The 16,604-nt window shown below is 70.2% G+C and carries 19 protein-coding genes; 7 read left to right on the forward strand and 12 right to left on the reverse strand.

The features are described 5' to 3' along the window. Positions 1 to 8: 8 nt before the first annotated feature. The 6 genes from OG985_RS24640 to OG985_RS24665 all read right to left on the reverse strand — a co-directional run bounded on the left by OG985_RS24640 (position 9) and on the right by OG985_RS24665 (position 6,871). A complete protein-coding gene (locus OG985_RS24640; protein WP_371670496.1) occupies positions 9 to 1,568 on the reverse strand; it encodes an SCO6880 family protein in 1,560 nt (519 codons plus the stop codon). Beyond that, positions 1,565 to 2,878 carry a hypothetical protein gene (locus tag OG985_RS24645; protein ID WP_371670497.1) on the reverse strand — a complete coding sequence of 438 codons (1,314 nt, stop codon included), beginning with the start codon at positions 2,876 to 2,878 and terminating at the stop codon, positions 1,565 to 1,567. The genes OG985_RS24640 and OG985_RS24645 overlap by 4 nt, the downstream gene beginning before the upstream one ends. Further along, positions 2,868 to 3,698 (reverse strand): hypothetical protein, encoded by an 831-nt coding sequence (locus OG985_RS24650; protein WP_371670498.1) that lies wholly within the window; start codon positions 3,696 to 3,698, stop codon positions 2,868 to 2,870. Before OG985_RS24650 ends, OG985_RS24645 begins: the two co-directional genes overlap by 11 nt. A gap of 197 nt (positions 3,699 to 3,895) precedes the next feature. Continuing rightward, a complete protein-coding gene (locus OG985_RS24655) occupies positions 3,896 to 4,204 on the reverse strand; it encodes a hypothetical protein (RefSeq protein WP_003991275.1) in 309 nt (102 codons plus the stop codon). Between the two features lie 425 nt (positions 4,205 to 4,629). After that, entirely contained in the window at positions 4,630 to 5,958 is a 1,329-nt protein-coding gene (locus tag OG985_RS24660) for a peptidase S8 (RefSeq protein ID WP_371670499.1), read from the reverse strand. 310 nt (positions 5,959 to 6,268) lie between these two features. Continuing rightward, entirely contained in the window at positions 6,269 to 6,871 is a 603-nt protein-coding gene (locus tag OG985_RS24665; protein ID WP_371670500.1) for a TetR/AcrR family transcriptional regulator, read from the reverse strand. A 71-nt stretch (positions 6,872 to 6,942) separates the two neighbouring features. Here OG985_RS24665 and OG985_RS24670 point away from each other — a divergent pair, with 71 nt between their 5' ends. Further along, the gene (locus OG985_RS24670) at positions 6,943 to 7,878 is read left to right on the forward strand and encodes an oxidoreductase (protein WP_371670501.1); all 936 of its coding nucleotides are present in this window, start codon (positions 6,943 to 6,945) and stop codon (positions 7,876 to 7,878) included. Between the two features lie 13 nt (positions 7,879 to 7,891). On the opposite strand, the gene OG985_RS24675 is transcribed toward OG985_RS24670, so the two are convergent. Genes OG985_RS24675 through OG985_RS24685 form a run of 3 tightly spaced genes read right to left on the reverse strand, consistent with a single transcriptional unit; the run spans position 7,892 to position 9,186 of the window. Continuing rightward, positions 7,892 to 8,149, reverse strand: coding sequence for a DUF397 domain-containing protein (locus OG985_RS24675; protein ID WP_371670502.1), 258 nt, complete (start codon positions 8,147 to 8,149; stop codon positions 7,892 to 7,894). Continuing rightward, complete coding sequence (locus OG985_RS24680; protein WP_371670503.1) at positions 8,142 to 8,330, reverse strand: DUF397 domain-containing protein; 189 nt, start codon at positions 8,328 to 8,330, stop codon at positions 8,142 to 8,144. The genes OG985_RS24675 and OG985_RS24680 overlap by 8 nt, the downstream gene beginning before the upstream one ends. Positions 8,331 to 8,340: 10 nt before the next feature. Beyond that, complete coding sequence (locus OG985_RS24685; RefSeq protein WP_371670504.1) at positions 8,341 to 9,186, reverse strand: helix-turn-helix domain-containing protein; 846 nt, start codon at positions 9,184 to 9,186, stop codon at positions 8,341 to 8,343. Between the two features lie 202 nt (positions 9,187 to 9,388). Here OG985_RS24685 and OG985_RS24690 point away from each other — a divergent pair, with 202 nt between their 5' ends. The 4 genes from OG985_RS24690 to OG985_RS24705 all read left to right on the forward strand — a co-directional run bounded on the left by OG985_RS24690 (position 9,389) and on the right by OG985_RS24705 (position 12,756). Next, positions 9,389 to 9,817 (forward strand): ATP-binding protein, encoded by a 429-nt coding sequence (locus OG985_RS24690; RefSeq protein ID WP_371670505.1) that lies wholly within the window; start codon positions 9,389 to 9,391, stop codon positions 9,815 to 9,817. 78 nt (positions 9,818 to 9,895) lie between these two features. Further along, a complete protein-coding gene (locus OG985_RS24695; protein WP_371670506.1) occupies positions 9,896 to 10,666 on the forward strand; it encodes a trypsin-like peptidase domain-containing protein in 771 nt (256 codons plus the stop codon). Between the two features lie 193 nt (positions 10,667 to 10,859). Beyond that, positions 10,860 to 11,804: an NlpC/P60 family protein gene (locus OG985_RS24700; RefSeq protein ID WP_371674485.1), complete on the forward strand. Its 945-nt coding sequence runs from the start codon at positions 10,860 to 10,862 to the stop codon at positions 11,802 to 11,804. Between the two features lie 244 nt (positions 11,805 to 12,048). Then, the gene (locus tag OG985_RS24705; protein ID WP_371670507.1) at positions 12,049 to 12,756 is read left to right on the forward strand and encodes a phosphatase PAP2 family protein; all 708 of its coding nucleotides are present in this window, start codon (positions 12,049 to 12,051) and stop codon (positions 12,754 to 12,756) included. A gap of 22 nt (positions 12,757 to 12,778) precedes the next feature. On the opposite strand, the gene OG985_RS24710 is transcribed toward OG985_RS24705, so the two are convergent. Next, positions 12,779 to 14,356, reverse strand: coding sequence for an FAD-binding oxidoreductase (locus OG985_RS24710; RefSeq protein ID WP_371670508.1), 1,578 nt, complete (start codon positions 14,354 to 14,356; stop codon positions 12,779 to 12,781). A 364-nt stretch (positions 14,357 to 14,720) separates the two neighbouring features. Then, entirely contained in the window at positions 14,721 to 14,900 is a 180-nt protein-coding gene (locus tag OG985_RS24715) for a hypothetical protein (protein ID WP_371670509.1), read from the reverse strand. A gap of 121 nt (positions 14,901 to 15,021) precedes the next feature. Between OG985_RS24715 and OG985_RS24720 the strand changes: the two genes are divergently transcribed. Both OG985_RS24720 and OG985_RS24725 read left to right on the forward strand, forming a co-directional pair. Beyond that, positions 15,022 to 15,855 carry a hypothetical protein gene (locus tag OG985_RS24720; protein WP_371670510.1) on the forward strand — a complete coding sequence of 278 codons (834 nt, stop codon included), beginning with the start codon at positions 15,022 to 15,024 and terminating at the stop codon, positions 15,853 to 15,855. Between the two features lie 101 nt (positions 15,856 to 15,956). Further along, positions 15,957 to 16,133, forward strand: a complete 177-nt coding sequence (locus OG985_RS24725; RefSeq protein ID WP_371670511.1) for a hypothetical protein — start codon at positions 15,957 to 15,959, stop codon at positions 16,131 to 16,133. Between the two features lie 48 nt (positions 16,134 to 16,181). Here the strand turns inward: OG985_RS24725 and OG985_RS24730 are convergent, their stop codons facing one another. Then, a complete protein-coding gene (locus OG985_RS24730; protein ID WP_371670512.1) occupies positions 16,182 to 16,565 on the reverse strand; it encodes a metal-sensitive transcriptional regulator in 384 nt (127 codons plus the stop codon). Between the last annotated feature and the right edge of the window lie 39 nt (positions 16,566 to 16,604).

Consider the following 16,604-nt stretch of genomic DNA (forward strand, 5'->3'; position numbering starts at 1 on the left):
GGCGGCCCCTACCTTCGAATGCCGGTGGCGAACGGGAGCGTGTTCACGAAGGCGCGATGGTGCTCTCGGTCGCACCACTCCAGCTTCAGGTACGACTTTCCGGCCGAGGCCCTTATGGTCCGCTTGTCGCGGGCCAGGGCCTCGGGGTTGCGGGAGGAGACGGTGATGTAGCCGACCAGGTTGACGCCGGCGGCGCCGCTGGCGAGGTCCTCGCCGCGCTGGTCGATGCGGCCGTGGGCGGCGACGTCGCGGGGGTCGACGGTCCGGTTCATCTTGGCGGCGCGGGACGCCTCGGCCTCGTCGTTCGTCTTCTCGGTCAGCATGCGCTCGATGGCGACCTCGGTGGGTTCGAGGTCCATGGTGACGGCGACGGTGCGGATGACGTCCGGGGTGTGGACGAGGAGTGGGGCGAGGAAGTTGACGCCTACGGGAGTCATCGGCCACTCCTTGATCCAGGCGGTGGCGTGGCACCAGGGGGCGCGGGTGGAGGACTCGCGGGTCTTGGCCTGGAGGTAGGAGGGCTCCATGGCGTCCAGCTCGGCCGGCCAGGCGTTGCGCTTGGTCATCGCCTGGATGTGGTCGATCGGGTGGTCGGGGTCGTACATGGCGTGGATGAGGGAGGCGAGCCGGCCCTGGCCGAGGGGCTGCCGGACGCGGATGTCGGCCTCCTGGAGGCGCGAGCAGATGTCGGTCAGCTCACGGGCCATGACGACGGCGAGGCCGGCGTCCCGGTCGAGCTTGCGGCCGTGCTGCGGGCGGGCGGCCCGGGCCATCGTGTGTGCCTCGGCGGACAGTTCGCGGTTGAAGTGCATGCAGGCCACGAGGTACGCGCGGTGCTGCTCGCTGCTGGTCGACACCATCGACTGCAGCTGCTCGTACGACTGCGACAGCCAGCCCGGCGCCCGCTCGTCCCCGCGTACGGCGACGTCCTTGGCGTGGGCGTCCGGGTCGGCGGGGAGGGTGCGGGCGAGCATCTGGAGGCGGGTGACGAAGCCGTCACCGTTGGCCACGTGCTTGAGCAGGGTGCCGAAGCGGTCGACGAGGGCTTCCTGGTCCTCGGAGTCGCGCAGGCCGACGCCCGGGCCCTCGATCTCGATGGCCGCGGTGACCGTTCTGCGGTCTGCGTGCAGGAGTACGGCGATCTCGTCGGGGCCGAACGGTGCGGCGAGCCAGTTGATCCGGCCGATGCCGGGCGGCGGGCCGACCTCGATCTCGCGGCCGTCGAGGTGGGTGCCGGCCTCCATGGCGGAGGAACGGTACGTCGTCCCCCGGCGCAGGGTGCGCTTGTAGCTGCGGTTGATCTCGAACCACCGGTAGAACGTGCGGCGCTTGTACGGCACGTAGACCGCGGCCAGCGCGAGCATCGGGAAGCCCGTGAGCAGCACGATCCGCAGGGACAGGACGGGGACGAGGAGGCCGCACATCATGCCGAGGAACGCGCCCAGGACGATCAGTGCGATCTCGCCGCTCTCGCGGTTGCGGCCGACGATCGCGTTCGGCCGGGCGCGGCCGATCAGATATGTACGGCGGGGCGTGACCATGTGGGACACGTGGGACTCGGTCGTCAACGCCCTTCACCTCCCGTGCGGTTGGAGCTGCTGTTGCGGGCTTCACTGGCGTGGGGCGTGTTCACCGGGCTGCCCGAGCGGGGAGCGGGGGCGGCGGAGGGGACAGATCCGCCGCCTCCGTTCGCGGTGCGCGAGCTGTGCGCGGCGACGCCGCCCGAGGCCGGGTTGGCGGGACGGGGTCCGCTGGACGCGGAACCGCCGCCGCCGTTGTTGTCGGCGCGGGAGCTGTGGGTCTTGATGCCCTGGGCGACCATGGTCGCCGGGGAGCTGATGACCGCGGCGGCCTTGCCCTCGGCGCCCTGCATGATGCGGTTGTTGCGGGAGCCGGCGATCTCGTCGCCGAAGCCGGGGACGAAGCGGTAGATCATCGCGCTGGCGAAGATGGCGAGCAGGATGATCGCCAGGCCGGAGACGACGGCCGAGAAGGCGTCGGGGCCGTTGTCGGAGGACAGAGCGCCGGCCAGGCCGAGCACGATGACGATCACCGGTTTGACCAGGATGACGGCGATCATGATGCCCGCCCAGCGGCGGACGTGGCCCCACATGTTCTTGTCGACCAGGCCCGCGTAGACGACGGTGCCGAGCAGGGCCCCGACGTAGAGCAGGGCGGCGCGGATGACGAGCTCCAGCCACAGGACGCCGGCGGCGAGGATCGACACCAGGGACACCACGATCAGCATGATCGGGCCGCCGCCGATGTCGTCGCCCTTGCCGAGGGCGCCGGAGAAGGTGCCGAAGAACGTGTCCGTCTGGTCGCCGGTCGTCTTCGCGAGGACCTCGGAGACGCCGTCCGTCGCCGACACGACCGTGTAGAGGATCAGCGGGGTGAAGGCGGAGGCGAGCACCGTCAGCCACAGGAAGCCGATCGCTTCCGAGATGGCGGTGGTCAGGGGCACGCCCCGCACGGCTCGCTTGGTCACGGCCAGCAGCCACAGGACCAGCGTGAGGATCGTCGACGCGGCGAAGACGACGGCGTACTGCTGGAGGAACTTGGCGTTCGTGAAGTCGACGTTCGCCGTCTCCTTCACGGCCTCACTGAGCTTGTCGACGGTCCAGGACGCGGCGTCGGCACAGCCCTTGGCGAGGGAGGAGAGGGGGTCGAGGGTGTTGGTGAGGGAGGTGGTGCCGGATCGGCTGCCGGAGCTGTCGCCTTCGCAGTAGTCCTTGGCGGGGCCGTGGATCAGGTCGCACGGATCGTTGCTGGGCGAAGGCGTAGGCGCTGCGAACGCGCGGGTCGCCATCAGGACCGCAGCGGTTTGTACGACCGTGACGGCAGCGGTCAGCTTGAGCACGCGATGGCTAGCGGGCATAAGTGAACCCTCCGTACTCCTCGACGGCCTTCGCCATGTCGTCGGCACTGGAAGCCCTGTCGTCGCCGGGCACCGGCGCCGGGCCTTCCTTCTGGGAGTGCGTCACGATCTTCCAGTCGCCATCAATCCACTGGAGTTGCATCGTGATGGTGAACCAGCTGTTGGTGACGGGGTTCGTCGAGTTCTCGCCGGCGAGGCCAAGGAGTCCGCTGCACCAGACCTCGACAGTCGCGCTGTTGCTCGAGGCCGTCGTGGCTTTGGTGCCGACCGGGCTTGTACGGGAGACGAACGTGTAGCCCGACGGGGCGGTGCCGTCGTCGTTCAAGCCGACGTTCTTGTTGAAATCGGCGGTGTAGGCCTGGTCCAGCTTGGTCTCGAAGTCAGAGACCCGGGAGGGCGTGATGATGGCCTGCAGGATGGCGTCCCGCTGGCTCTTGTTGAACATCTCGGCGGAGCCGAGCGCTACCGCGTAGTTCGCCGCCGCGCTCTCCGCCCCCGTCTGATCCTGTCTGAATCCCGACGGGATGCCGCCCGTGGTCGACTTCACCGGCTTGTTGCCGCTTGCTGCCGTGGAGGCGGTGTCCGGCTTGTTGCCGGTGTCCTTGGACGAAGCGGAATCGTCTCCTCCACGGTTCGCGAAGGCGATCGCGGCGATCAGGAGCACCACCACACCGACCACCGTGACCAGGCTCCGTGAGGAGGAGCGCCCACCTCGGCGGGCGCCTCCGTACACGTCGCCGCCCCGGTCGGGCAGGCGGGTCCGGGTCTGGCCGGTGCCGCCGTAACCGCCGGAGGCTTCGTTGTCGTCCCCGAGACTCATGCCGCGTACGCCCCCTCGACGTCGTGCGGAAACTCGTAGGAGTACGACGGTAGCCGTGCTGGTTCCCGCGCGGGCGCGGTGTGGTGACTCGACATCAGGGAAACGCAACCTCAGCCGGTGGGCACGACGGACGGGTGGGGTAGGGGAACACCGGGCGTGCCCGGCCGGACTGACGGAGCGTCGCCCGGACGCCCCGCCTACACGGCCATGCCGTACACGATGGTGAAGAGCGTGCCGAGGGAGCCGATGATGAAGACGCCCGTGAGGCCCGCGATGATGAGGCCCTTGCCCTGTTCCGCGCTGAAGGTGTCGCGGAGCGCGGTCGCACCGATGCGCTGTTTGGCGGCGCCCCAGATGGCGATGCCGAGGCAGAGCAGGATGGCCACCGCCATCACCACCTCGATCATCACCTTCGCCTCGTTGCCGAGGCTGCCGAAGGGCCCCCAGTCCGGAGCGATCCCGCCGATGATGGTGTTGATGTCTCCCTTGTCGGCCGCAAAGAGCATGTAAGTCACCGCCCCTGGTGGGTAGTTCCGCATCCCCTGCTTTGGCGCAGAGGTCAGGCATCATTGTCGCCGACGATGGCGCCGTCGTATGTCGACTTGACGTCATTGATTGGCGGGTTTCGTACGAACACCTTGCGAAGAGTCGTATGGTCACTCTGTGTATCACGGCAGGTCACGCCGGGCAATGAGGCCTGAGCGGAACCTGTGGTGTGGTTCTGTCGTTGACCCCTTTTACGCCCTTGTCCGTACGTGTCCGTTTCTGACGGCCAGTCGGGGGAACGAGTGATGCCCGGGTTTCCGGGGGAAGTTTATCGCTGGAATGGCGGACGGGCCGCGGCTGGGTGCCACGGCCCGTCTCCTGTGTGCCGTCGGCGGTCTCCCCACGAGCGCCGCCGACGGCGCGTTCTTCCCTGTCTGCCGGATCGTCAGCCGGTGAAGGCGCTCACGCCCTCCGGGGTGCCCCAGCCGGTCGGTCCGTCGTAGCCGGACGTCGCGGTGCACAGGTAGCTGGTGGTGCAGGTGCCGTTGTTGCCGCTGGTGACGTCGTTGAGGGCGGAGGTGCCGGCCGCCGTGTAGGGGAACTTCGCCGGGTAGGAGCCGCTGGAGGGGGTGCCGGCGAGGGCGTAGACGGCGGCGATGATCGGGGACGAGGCGCTGGTGCCGCCGAAGGTGTACCAGCCGGCGGTGACGCCGTAGGAGTCGTAGACGGAGACGCCGGTCGCCGGGTCGGCCACCGCCGAGACGTCGGAGATGGCGCGCTTGGAGCAGCCGGTGTCGGTCTGCCAGGTCGGCTTCGCGTCGTACGCGGAGCAGCCGGAGCCGGTGCCCTCGGTGCTGCTGGTCTTCCAGACGCTCTCGGTCCAGCCGCGGCTGGTGGAGGAGGACTTGGAGAGGGCGGTGCCGCCGACGGACGTGACGTACCTGGAGGCGGCGGGGTATTCGGCGCCGTAGGCGGAGTCGCCCGCGCTGACGGTGATGGCGACGCCCGGGTGGTTGAAGTACGAGGAGTCGTACGACGTGTCCGAGGAGGACTCGGAGCCGCCGTAGCTGTTGGAGACGTACTTCGCGCCGAGGGTGACGGCCTCGTTCACGGACTTGCCGAGGTTGGCCATGCTGGCCGAGGTGGCCTCGACGAGGAGGATGTCGCACTTCGGGCAGACGGCGCTGGCCATGTCGAGGTCGAGGGATATCTCCTCGGACCAGCCGGAGTCACTGGTCGGGAGCGAGGTGGTGGAGCCGGTCTGGCTGACCTTCTTGAAGCAGCCGTTGGCCGTGGTGCAGGCGGTGAGGCCGTAGTACGAGCGGTACTTGGCGAGGTCGGCCTCGGCGTTGGGGTCGTTGTACGCGTCGACGATCGCGATGGTCTCGCCGGCGCCGTTGGCGGCGGCCGCCGAGGTCAGGCCGTAGGCGGACTGGAGGTCGGTGGGGCCGTAGCCGGAGGGGGTGGTGGCGTCGGCGGCCCTGGGGGTGACGCCGGCGGCCTTGGCGCGGGCCCGCTGGAAGGCGGTCACGCCGCCGGTGACGCGCAGGGAGTGGCAGGCCAGTTCGCCGGTCTTCTTGGGGGTCGAGCAAGGGGTCGCCGTCCAGGTCACCTTGGACGGCGTGGTCGCCGGCTGCGCCGCGTCGGCCTGGACCGCGGTGCCGAATCCGGCGAGGAGGAGCGCGGCGGTGGCGACGGCGGCCGCGGCGACGCGGCGCAGGCCACGGCGGGTGGAGGGACCGTCGGATCTGTCTGTGGGGGTGGTGGTACGCAAGGGTGCAGCCTCCTGGTGGTGGTGGGGCAGGGGCGCGTGCGGGTGCGTGCCGTCGGTGTGGAGTCCCCGGCGGCGGGCGGCGGCCCGCGAAGGACGATCCCCTTGTTGAGTACGCGACAACAAGGGGCTGCCGGAATCCTGACTTCCGCCTTACCGAACCCAGTCCGGGGCTTACTCGCCGATGGCTGCCCGATGGGGCGTGAGTGAAGGCTGCTTGACCCAACTCACAGGCGGGTCACTGGATTTCGGAGCGCGCGAAGGGAACCTTCGGGCGGTGCGGGAAAGGCCCCGAAGGTTCGCGGGCGGTGGGTCAGCGCGGCTTGAGGCCGTGGAGCACGTGGTGGACCAGGCCGTCCACGCCGGCCAGCGCCGCCTCGGGGGTGAGCATGCCGGTGGCCGTGAGCGTGGCGGAGCCGTGCAGGACGGCGGCCGCGACGAGGGTGATCTCTCCCGGATCGCCCTCGACGATCTCGCCGCGCTTCTGGGCCTCCGCGAACAGGCGCTCCAGCGAGCCGACGGTCCGGTCGACGGCCGCCGCCATCTGGTCCGAGGCGTCCGGGTCGTGCTTGCGGGTGTACATCAGCTCCAGCAGCTCGGCGTTGTCGATGGCGAAGCCGAGGTAGGCGCGGGCGAGCGCGGTGAGACGGGACTGCAGGGGGAGGGCGGGGTCGTCGGCCCCGTCCAGGGTCTGGGCCAGCCGTTCGTAGCCGGTGAGGGCCAGCGCGTTGAGCAGGGCCTGCTTGTCCTTGAAGTGGCGGCCGGGGGCGGCGTGGCTGACGCCGGTCGCCCGGGCCAGTTCGCGCAGGGAGAGCGCGGTCTTGCCCCGCTCCCGCAGGGTTCGCTCCGCGTTCGCCAGCAGGGCGGCGCGCAGGTCTCCGTGGTGATAGGGGCGGCTCTCGGGCATGCGGACCATCGTATCCCGATGTTGCCGCCGCCATCATTGTTGTCATTGACAGCATTGTTGGCGCCGCCTACATTGGGGCCATGGCTGACAAGGATGACCAGAGCAAGTGGAACGCGACCCGTATGCCCGACCTCTCCGGCCGTACGGCCGTGGTGACCGGCGCCAACAGCGGCATCGGGCTGGTCGCGGCGGACGTGCTGGCCCGTGCGGGCGCGCACGTCGTGTTCGCCGTGCGGGACCTGGAGCGGGGCCGGGCTGCGGCCGGGACCGTGACCGGCAGCACCGAGGTCCGGCGCCTCGACCTCGCCGACCTGTCCTCCGTACGGGAGTTCGCCGGCTCCTGGAACGGGCCGCTGGATCTGCTGGTCAACAACGCGGGCGTGATGATGCTCCCGCAGCAGCGGACCAAGGACGGCTTCGAGATGCAGTTCGGCACCAACCACCTGGGGCACTTCGCCCTGACGAACCTGCTGCTGCCGTACGTCACCGACCGGGTCGTGACCGTTTCCTCCGGCGCCCACCGCTGGGGCGACGGCCGGATCCACTTCGACGACCTGAACAGCGCGGCCGACTACGACCCGCGGCGCGCCTACGGCCAGTCCAAGCTGGCCAACCTGCTGTTCACCCTCGAACTCCAGCGCCGCCTCACGGAGTCCGGTTCGTCGGTCCGGGCGCTGGCCGCCCACCCCGGCTACGCGGCCACCAACCTCCAGAGCCACACGGCGAACCCCGTCGCCCGCGCCCTCATGCGCCTCGGCAACAGGCTGGTGGCCCAGGACGACAAGGCGGGCGCCCTGCCCACCCTCTACGCGGCCACCCAGGACCTCCCCGGCGCGAGCTACGTGGGCCCCGACGGTCTCGGTGAGATGCGGGGTGCTCCGGCGCTGGTGGGCCGTACGGCCGCGGCGAGCGACCCGGTGACGGCCCGGCGGCTGTGGACGGCGTCCGAGGAACTGACCGGGACGGCCTTCCCCTTGGTGCCGGCGGGGTCGGAGGGCGGTTCGGCCGGCGTGTGACGTCGGCCGATCGTCACCCAGCCGTGTCGTCCGGCCCCGGCGCGCCCTCCACGAAGTGGTCGAACTCGCCTGCCTGTACGCCGAGAACGAAGGCGTCCCACTTGCGGCGGTTCGTCGTGACGACGGTGTCCGGGGCGCTGGTCTCCCGCAGGTAGACGGGGGCGTCCCCGTCCTCCCCCTCGCCGAAGGCGATCTCGATCCAGGGGCCGGGGCCGGTGGCGTCGGGCGGGGCGGCGCGGGTCCATTCGAGGTCGGGGGACAGTTCAGCCACGGTGAATTTCCCCCTTCAGTACGGAGAGAAGGGCGCCGAAGGAGGCCGGAACGGCCTTGAGTATCGCGCCGGTCGGGTCGCTGCTTTCGGTCAGACGGATCGTGCCGGTCGCGGTGGCGACGTGCACGCAGGAGTCACCCTGAGCGCAGTGGGACGACTTCTGCCAGGTGAGTCGGGTCATCTTCGGGTCCTTACAGGTCCTGGGCGACTTTGTGGATGAGAGCACGCGACTCCGGGTCGGAGAGCGCGTGGGCGTCCATGCGGTTGAGGAGTACGCGGTACTTGTCGAGTTGGGCGTCGGAGTCCAGGAAGACCGGGCCGTGGGACTGGTCGAGGTGCACGGTGTCGAGCTGCGGCACCGGTCCCTTGGAGTAGTAGAAAGCCTGGCCCGAACCGGGGAGGGTGCCGGCGTTGAACGGGATCACGCGGATGGTGATCGAGTCGCGCTCGCTCATGTCCAGCAGGTGCTGGAGCTGCGCGCGAGTCACGGAGGCCCCGCCGATCGTCATGCGCAGAGCGGCCTCGTGGATGATCGCCCGGTGGGGCGTCGGGGTGGCCCGGTAGAGCACGGCCTGCCGCTTGATGCGGAATGAGATCCGGTGCTCGATGTCGGGCGGCGACATCTCCGGCACGTCCTGGCGGAAGATCTCACGGGCGTAGTCCGTGGTCTGGAGAAGGCCGGGGATGTGCACGGTTGTCGCGGCCCGCAGCCGCGTCGCGTGGTGTTCGAGTTCGGCGAGGTCCAGCAGGGCGGCCGGCAGGATCTCCCGGTACTCCTCCCACCAGCCGCGCGTCCGCTCGGTCGCCATGTCACTGAGCGCCTCGACGAGGGCTTTGTCCCCGCAGTCGTAGTGGCAGGCGAGGGTGCGTACCCGCTCTGGGCTCACTCCGGCGCGTCCGGCCTCCATGTTGCTGATCTGGTTCTGCTGGACACCGAGCAGGCGACTGGCCTGTGTCGAGGTCAGGCCTGCGCGCTCGCGCAGTTTGCGCAGCTCGGTGCCCATGCGGAGTTGGCGACCCGTTGGATTGCTTCTCACGGGTGTCCTGCCTCCTCGTCACCCACACGGGTGGTAGATCAGCTCTTTCACGGAATTTATATAAGGCCTTTTATGTCTCGCGCTAGCTTAGTGGGGCAAGGCGCCCTCGCCCAGAAGCACACCGTCCGACGGGACGGCCGCGTCACTGGGCACCGCAACCCACCGCAAGAGCCCAACTCCCCACCGTGATCGGAGACATCCGATGGCCACCGTATCGCCGTCCTGGGCCTACACCCTCCATCTCCCGCACGATCCACGCGCACCGGGGATCGGCCGCGCGACCCTGCGTACCGTGCTCGCCGCGCACGACCTCCTCCGGCTCGCCCCCACCGCCGAGTTGCTCGCCTCCGAACTCCTCACCAACGCCCATCTGCACACCCGCGGGCCCTACGCCCTGCGGCTGCGCGCCATGGAGACCGGCCGGCTCCGTGTCGGCGTGTGGGACGCGGACCCGAGAGTTCCGTCGGGCTTCACGGGCGAGGGGGCCCTCGTCGGCGTACCGCCCGTGGAGGCCGAGGACGGTCGCGGGCTGCATCTCGTGCGGGCCTGCGCGGACTCCGTCGGAGCCTCCGTGCTGCGTGAGCTCGGTGCCTCGAAGGGCGGGAAGCTGCTGTGGGCCGAGTGCCGGTAGCGGGGTCGGGCGTGGCACGGGAGAATTCCGGTGAGGGCCCGATCCGATTCTCACCTTCCTTCGGCAGAGTGGGGGCCGATGAAGCGCACCTTCCGTATCGGCCGCCTGCCGTGTCCGCCGCGCCCCCTCCTGTGCGCCGTCGTGGCGCTGGCCGTCACCTCCGCCTCCGAGGCGGCCGCGGACGCCGGACCCGGTCCCTTCGGCGTGACGAGGGTCGCGGCGGCGACCGCGCAGAGCGCACGGGTCGGGGCCCTCTTCGACGCCGACCGGGGCGGCGGCTCCGGCGGGCACTTCTGTACGGCGTCCGTGGTGCGCAGCCCGCGGCACGATCTCCTCGTCACCGCGGCGCACTGCCTGGACGGCGACGGTGACCTCCTCTTCGTACCCGGCTGGCGGGACGGCAGGGCGCCGTACGGGATCTGGAAGGTCGGGCGGCGGTATCTGCCCGCCGGGTGGGCCGGGGGGCAGGACGAGGACAGTGACGTCGCCTTCGCCACGGTCGAGGACCGGGGCGGCCAGGGCGTCGAGGACACCGTCGGCGGGAACCGCTTCGCCGCCGGTGTGGCCACCGGGGCCACGGCCGTCACCGTCACCGGGTATCCCAACTCCCGCGAGGCGCCCGTCAGCTGCACGAGCAAGCCCACCGCGCACAGCCGTACGCAGCAGCGCATCGAGTGTCCCGACCTCACCGGCGGTACCAGCGGCAGTCCGTGGGTCAACGGCGACGGTCAGGTCGTCGGCGTCCTCGGCGGGCACGAGCAGGGCGGGGCCACGGCCGACATCTCGTACAGCGTCGTGCTGGGGGCGGAGGCCGACGAGCTGTACCGGGACGCGACCGCCGATCGCTGACCGCGACCCGACCGTTGATCGCTGACCCGCGCCGCGACGTGCTGTTTCTTCCTCGTGCGTGATCACCCCGGAGGACGACCGCCGCCTCTACACTGACCTGGGCGACGGACTCCCGGGCGGCGAGGGGCGGTTGACGGTGCGTAAGGCATGGATCGTGGCGACCCTTGCTGTCGGCTCCGGCCTCTCCTTCGTGATGCTGCTGGTCATCGGCGTCTACATCGTCGCCGGGAATCTGACCAACGGCGTCGGGGGTGCCACGAAAGCGCTGGCCAAGGGCTCCGTGCCGGCCGCCTACCAGCCCCTCGTGCAGAAGTGGGGCAACCTGTGCCCGGCCATCAACCCGGCACTGCTCGCCGCGCAGCTCTACCAGGAGAGCGGGTTCAACCCCAGCGCCAAGAGCGCGGCGGCGGCGGAGGGCATCGCGCAGTTCATCCCCGGCACCTGGGCCACCCACGGCATCGACGGCGACGGGGACGGCGACCGCGACGTCTGGGACCCGAATGACGCGATTCCGTCGGCCGCCTCCTACGACTGCAGCCTCGCCTCCTACGTCAAGGACGTGCCCGGCAACCTGACCGAAAACATGTTGGCCTCCTACAACGCGGGGGCCTACGCGGTCATCAAGTACGGAGGCGTGCCGCCGTACCAGGAGACCCGGAACTACGTGAAGACGATCACGACCCTGGAGGAGAGTTTCGCCGCGCCCGTCAGCCGCGTCGATCCCTCCAAGCAGGCCGCCGGGGCGATCTACTACGCGCAGAAGAAGCTCGGCACGCCCTACCTCTGGGGTGGGAACGGCACCGCTGACCAGGGCGGACGGTTCGACTGCTCGGGGCTGACCAAGGCCGCGTACGAGAGCGTCGGCATCACGCTGCCACGGGTCGCCAACGACCAGTACAACGCGGGTCCGCACCCCGCGCGGGCCGAACTGCTCCCCGGCGACCTGGTGTTCTTCTCGGACGACCTCACCAATTCCCGCGCCATCCGGCATGTGGGGATCTATGTGGGTGGTGGATACATGATCGACGCGCCGCGCACGGGTGCTGTGATCCGGTTCGACCCGATTGACACCCCCGACTACTTCGGGGCCACCCGGGTCACCGAAGATGGCGCGAAAGCGCTGCCCACCACGGTCTGAACCGGTCCGAACCGAGCGTGAACCCACCCCCTGAGCTGCAGAGATGTATTTCTCTTCGATAACGTCTGCGTGATCATTCGGTGGAGTGTGGAACGTATCAACCAGGGACGTGCGTTCCTGTTGACGTAGCCGAGCGGACGTCAGCGTCGGATCGACAGCGGAAGCGGATCTACACACCACGGGGGTGGGCAGGCGCGGCGCGCGAAAGAGCGCGCCGGAAAGACGACGAAGGGGCCGCAGCACCATGGCTGGACTCGCCGAATCCGGGTCGAACCCTGACGTCGATCTGCTGTACGACATCAATGGCCTGGCCAAGGACGCGCCGCACTGGTTCGACAGGATCGTGGAGTACGTCGGGGAGTACGGGCTGCTGTTCGCCATGGTGCTGCTCGTGCTGTGGTGCTGGTGGTCCGTGCGCCGCCGGGGCGGCGAGCAGGCCGCGTCGTCCGTCGCCGCGCTGGTCTGGGCACCGCTCGCGGCCGGGGTCGCGGTCCTGGTCAACGTGCCGATACGCGGATTCGTGGAGCGGCCCAGACCCTTCCTCGACCATCAGGGCCTGGAGGTCCTGGTGTCCGGGAAGACCGACTACTCCTTCGTGAGCGATCACGCGACCATCACCATGGCGATGGCCGCCGGACTGTTCGTCGCCAACCGGAGGTTCGGGATCGCGGGCATCGCGCTGGCGCTGCTCGAGGGGTTCTGCCGGATCTACATGGGTGTCCACTATCCGACCGACGTCGTCGGTGGCTTCGCCCTCGGTACGGCGGTGGCGCTGCTGCTGTCCCCGCCGGCGTCGGCCCTGCTGACGCCGGTGCTCAAGGCGGTCGAGCGGTCGCCGAGGGCCGGATGGCTGATCCGGGCACGTGGCCGGTCCGCCGACGGGCAGGACGCGATGGTCCCCGGGGCGCGGCGAGAGGCCCCGGGCACCGAGGAGCGGGACCTGGCGGCGTGAGCCCCGCGGTCCCGCGGCCCGGTCACAGGGCCTGCGGATAGGAGAAGAAGCGGTTCGGGTCGTACTGCTTCTTCACCGTGGCCAGACGGGTCGCCGCATCCCCGTAGTACGCCTTGCGCCAGTCCGTCAGGGTCGGGTCCGTGTAGTTCTGGTAGGCCGCACCGGAGGCGTACGGCTTCATCGCGTCGTGCGCCGAGGTCAGCCAGGACTGGACCGTCGTACCCGAGGTGCCCGCCCGCCACGACCCGATGTACTGGGCCAGCATGCGGGAACGGCGGTGCACGAACGCCGTCGCCGTGGGGGAGACCCGGTTCACCGCCCCGCCGAGCGCGGTGAGCGCGACACTGCCCGCGCCGCCCCGCACCGACTTGACCTGCGCGAGCAGCGCCTGGATGCCGGCCGCGGACAACGAACGGTCGAAGAAGTCCGACCGGGCCGCGTACGTCTCGCGCTGCAGGGCGCCCTGCGCGGAGCGGCCGGGGGTGGTGCCCGGCAGATGGCACTGGGCGTCGTTCGCGTACGACGAGCAGCCGGCGTAGATCTCCATCGCCTCCTCGTAGCCGCGGCGCCTGAGTGACACGCTGGTCGCGTTCGCGCCGACCTTGTGGGCGAGGCGGTCCACCGCGTTCTGGAGTTCGCCGTACGTACCGAGGGAGAACGCGGCGACCGACACCGTCGGGGTGCCGCCGGAGGTGTTCGCCACGTGCAGGGACGACCAGATCTCGTCCGGCTGGGACGGGCCCCACTCCTGCCAGGCCTTCACCACCGCGGCCGCCTTCGCCCACGGCCAGCTCAGGTAGGCCGTCACGGCCTGCGGGGCCGGGTGGGTCTTGAACTGAAGCTCCGTGACGACACCGAAGTTGCCGTTGCCCGCGCCGCGCAACGCCCAGAAGAGGTCCTTGTGTTCCGTGGCGTTCGCCGTGAGCTGCTTGCCGTCCGCCGTGATCAGCGTCGCCTGGGTCAGGCTGTCGCAGGTCAGGCCGTACGCCCGGGAGACCACGCCGTGGCCGCCGCCGAGCACCAGACCGGACACGCCGACCGTCGGGCAGGAGCCCGCCGGTATCGTCACGCCCTTCGCCGCGAGCGCGCGGTAGACGTCGATCAGCTTGGAGCCGGCGCCGACGACCGCCGACCCGCCGGCCGCCCGGACCCGGTTGAGCTTCGACACGTCGACGACCAGCCGGCCGTTGCCGGAGGACCAACCCGCGTACGAGTGGCCGCCGTTGCGGATCGACACGTGGACGCCGTGGGCGTGGGCGTAGGACAGGACCGTGCGTATGTCGTCCTGGTGCGCCACGTACGCCACGGCCGCCGGCTTCAGCGAGTCGAAGCGGGTGTTGTAGAGCTGCCTCGCCGCCGCCCACTTGGCGTCGCCGGGGCGGACCAGGAGGCCGTCCAGGTCGCGGGCCAGGGCGGTCCAGTTCGCGGCGGCGGTGACGGCGGCGGGGGCGCGGGTGGTGTGGGCGGACATGCCGGTGGTCGCGGCCGTTCCGGCCGCGCTCTTCGTTGGGGTGGCTGAGTCGGCGCCGCTCTTGCAGGAGGCTGTCGCCGTCGCTGCGATCGTGGCTGCGGCGCTTCCTATGAACGTGCGGCGTTGCATGTCCGCGCCTTTCGTCGGCGTCGTGGGTGGCCGTTCTTGGCCGTCGTCGGCTGTCGTCGGCCGTTCTTGGCCGTCGTCGGCCGTTGTTGGTGTCTGTGGAACGAGACGGGTCCCCCGGGCTGGGGGTTCCAAGGGCGCGGCTCGCCGTGGGGTGCGAGGGGGTTTGTGGGCCGGGTGCGGGTGGGTGGGGGCTGGTCGCGCAGTTCCCCGCGCCCCTTTTGGGGTGCCTTGGGTGGGGTTGTGTGTTGGCTGCGGATGGTGGGGGCTGGTCGCGCAGTTCCCCGCGCCCCTTTGGGGCGCTTCGGTTGGGGGTGGGTGCGCAGTTCCTCGCGCCCCTTTGGGGCTTCGGCTGAGGGGCGTGGGCTTAGTTCGGTAACCGGTCTGTGTGGGTTTCTGCGTCTGCTCTTGCTGTGCTTCGGGCTCTGCGGGCCGGGCCGCGCCAGCCGCAGGTGCAGTGGGCCGCGCAGAAGCGGCCGTGTTCGACGGTAGTCGTGCGGTGTTCCGGAGTTCCCCGGCCGGGTTCGACCCTCTCCTGCTGCGCCACGCCGACAACGTTACCCAGGGAAGGTAAAGCGCTGGTATGCGCGTGACGACCGCCCCCTACTCGTCGTTAACCGCAACGACAGGGCGCCCGTGACGGACGTACCGGCTGGGGGTAGCAGGCGATGGCGGAGCAGCGGCAGCGGACGGCGGGCGGGACGGTCGTCGCGGCGGGACTCGTGGTCTGTGTCTGTCTCGGCGCGGGCGGGTGCTCCGACAGCGGGGCCGCGGGCGAGTCCCCTGTGGCCGATCCCGTCGGGACCCTGCACCGGGCCGCCGACAGCCTGGTGGACGCCGGGAGTTCGAAGGCCCGTACGTCGATGGAGATGGCCACCGGTGGGACCCGCGTCACCATCCGCGGCGAGGGCGTCTACGACTTCCGCAAGCAGCTCGGCCGGCTGAAGGTACTGCTGCCCCAGGACCCGGCCGGCACCAGTGAACACCGGCCGATCACCGAACTCCTCGCGCCCGGCGCCCTGTTCATGAAGAACCGGGGCGCCGGAGTGCCCGCCGACAAATGGGTACGGGTCGACACGGGCACCCTGACCGACGGGAACCTGGTCACCGGCGGGGTCACCGATCCGTTCGCCGCCGCCGAGGTGCTGCGCGGGACGCGGACGGCGACGTACGTCGGCACGACCGACGTGGCCGGGGCCCAGGTGCGGCACTACCGCGGGACCGCCGATCTCGCGGCGGCGGCGAAGAGCGCCTCCAAGGGCGGGACGAAATCCCTGGCGGCCGCGGCGGAAGGGTTCGCCACGGCCCGGGTGCCGTTCGACGTCTACCTCGACGAGCAGGGACGCATCCGCAAGATCCGGCACCGGTTCAGTTTCGTCAACGGACAGCGGAAGGGCACCGTCGCGGTCGCCTCGACGACCCTGCTGTACGACTTCGGGGCCCCCGTCGACGTACGGCTGCCGAAGGCCGCGGACATCTACGCCGGCCGGATCGCGGAATGACGAGAAGTGGCCCGGAACGGCGAGAACTAGCCCGTCCGTGCCATGCGCTGTGTGTATGCCGCTCCCTACTCTAGGAAGTCGGTGACGGCAGAGAAGAGGTGATGCGCGTGGCTCCGGTCGGCGGTACGGCAGTTCAGGACCACGTGGCCCTCGCCGAGATCGAGCTGTGCGGAGAGCTGATCATCGCGGCCTCGGCCGCGGAGGACCGGCTGAGTCTGGAGAGCATCGACGAGGTGCTGCGAGTGGCCGAGGAGCGTGGGGGTGCCTCCGGCGAATGAGCCGGGGGCATCCGCCCTCTGTCCCCTCCGCCTGGCGCGTGGCCGGTTTCAGGTGCGCAGCAGCCGGCCGATCGCCTTCGTCGCCTCCTCCACCTTCGCGTCGATCTCCGTGCCGCCCTTGACGGCCGCGTCGGCCACGCAGTGGCGCAGGTGTTCCTCCAGGAGTTGCAGGGCGAAGGACTGCAGGGCCTTGGTGGAGGCGGACACCTGGGTGAGTATGTCGATGCAGTAGACGTCCTCGTCGACCATCCGCTGCAGGCCGCGGATCTGGCCCTCGATGCGGCGCAGCCGCTTGAGGTGTTCGTCCTTCTGCTTGTGGTAGCCGTGCACGCCGCGGTCGTGGTCGGTCACCACGTGCGCGTCCGCCCCCGCGGTCGCAGTCGCCGCGTCGGCTGCGGAGGGTGCATCCGCGCCGGCCTCGGTGGTCGTCATCGCGTCCTCCAGACATATACCCCTAGTGGGTATATCGTA

Source organism: Streptomyces sp. NBC_00289, from assembly GCF_041435115.1.
In the GTDB taxonomy this organism is placed as follows: Bacteria; Actinomycetota; Actinomycetes; order Streptomycetales; family Streptomycetaceae; genus Streptomyces.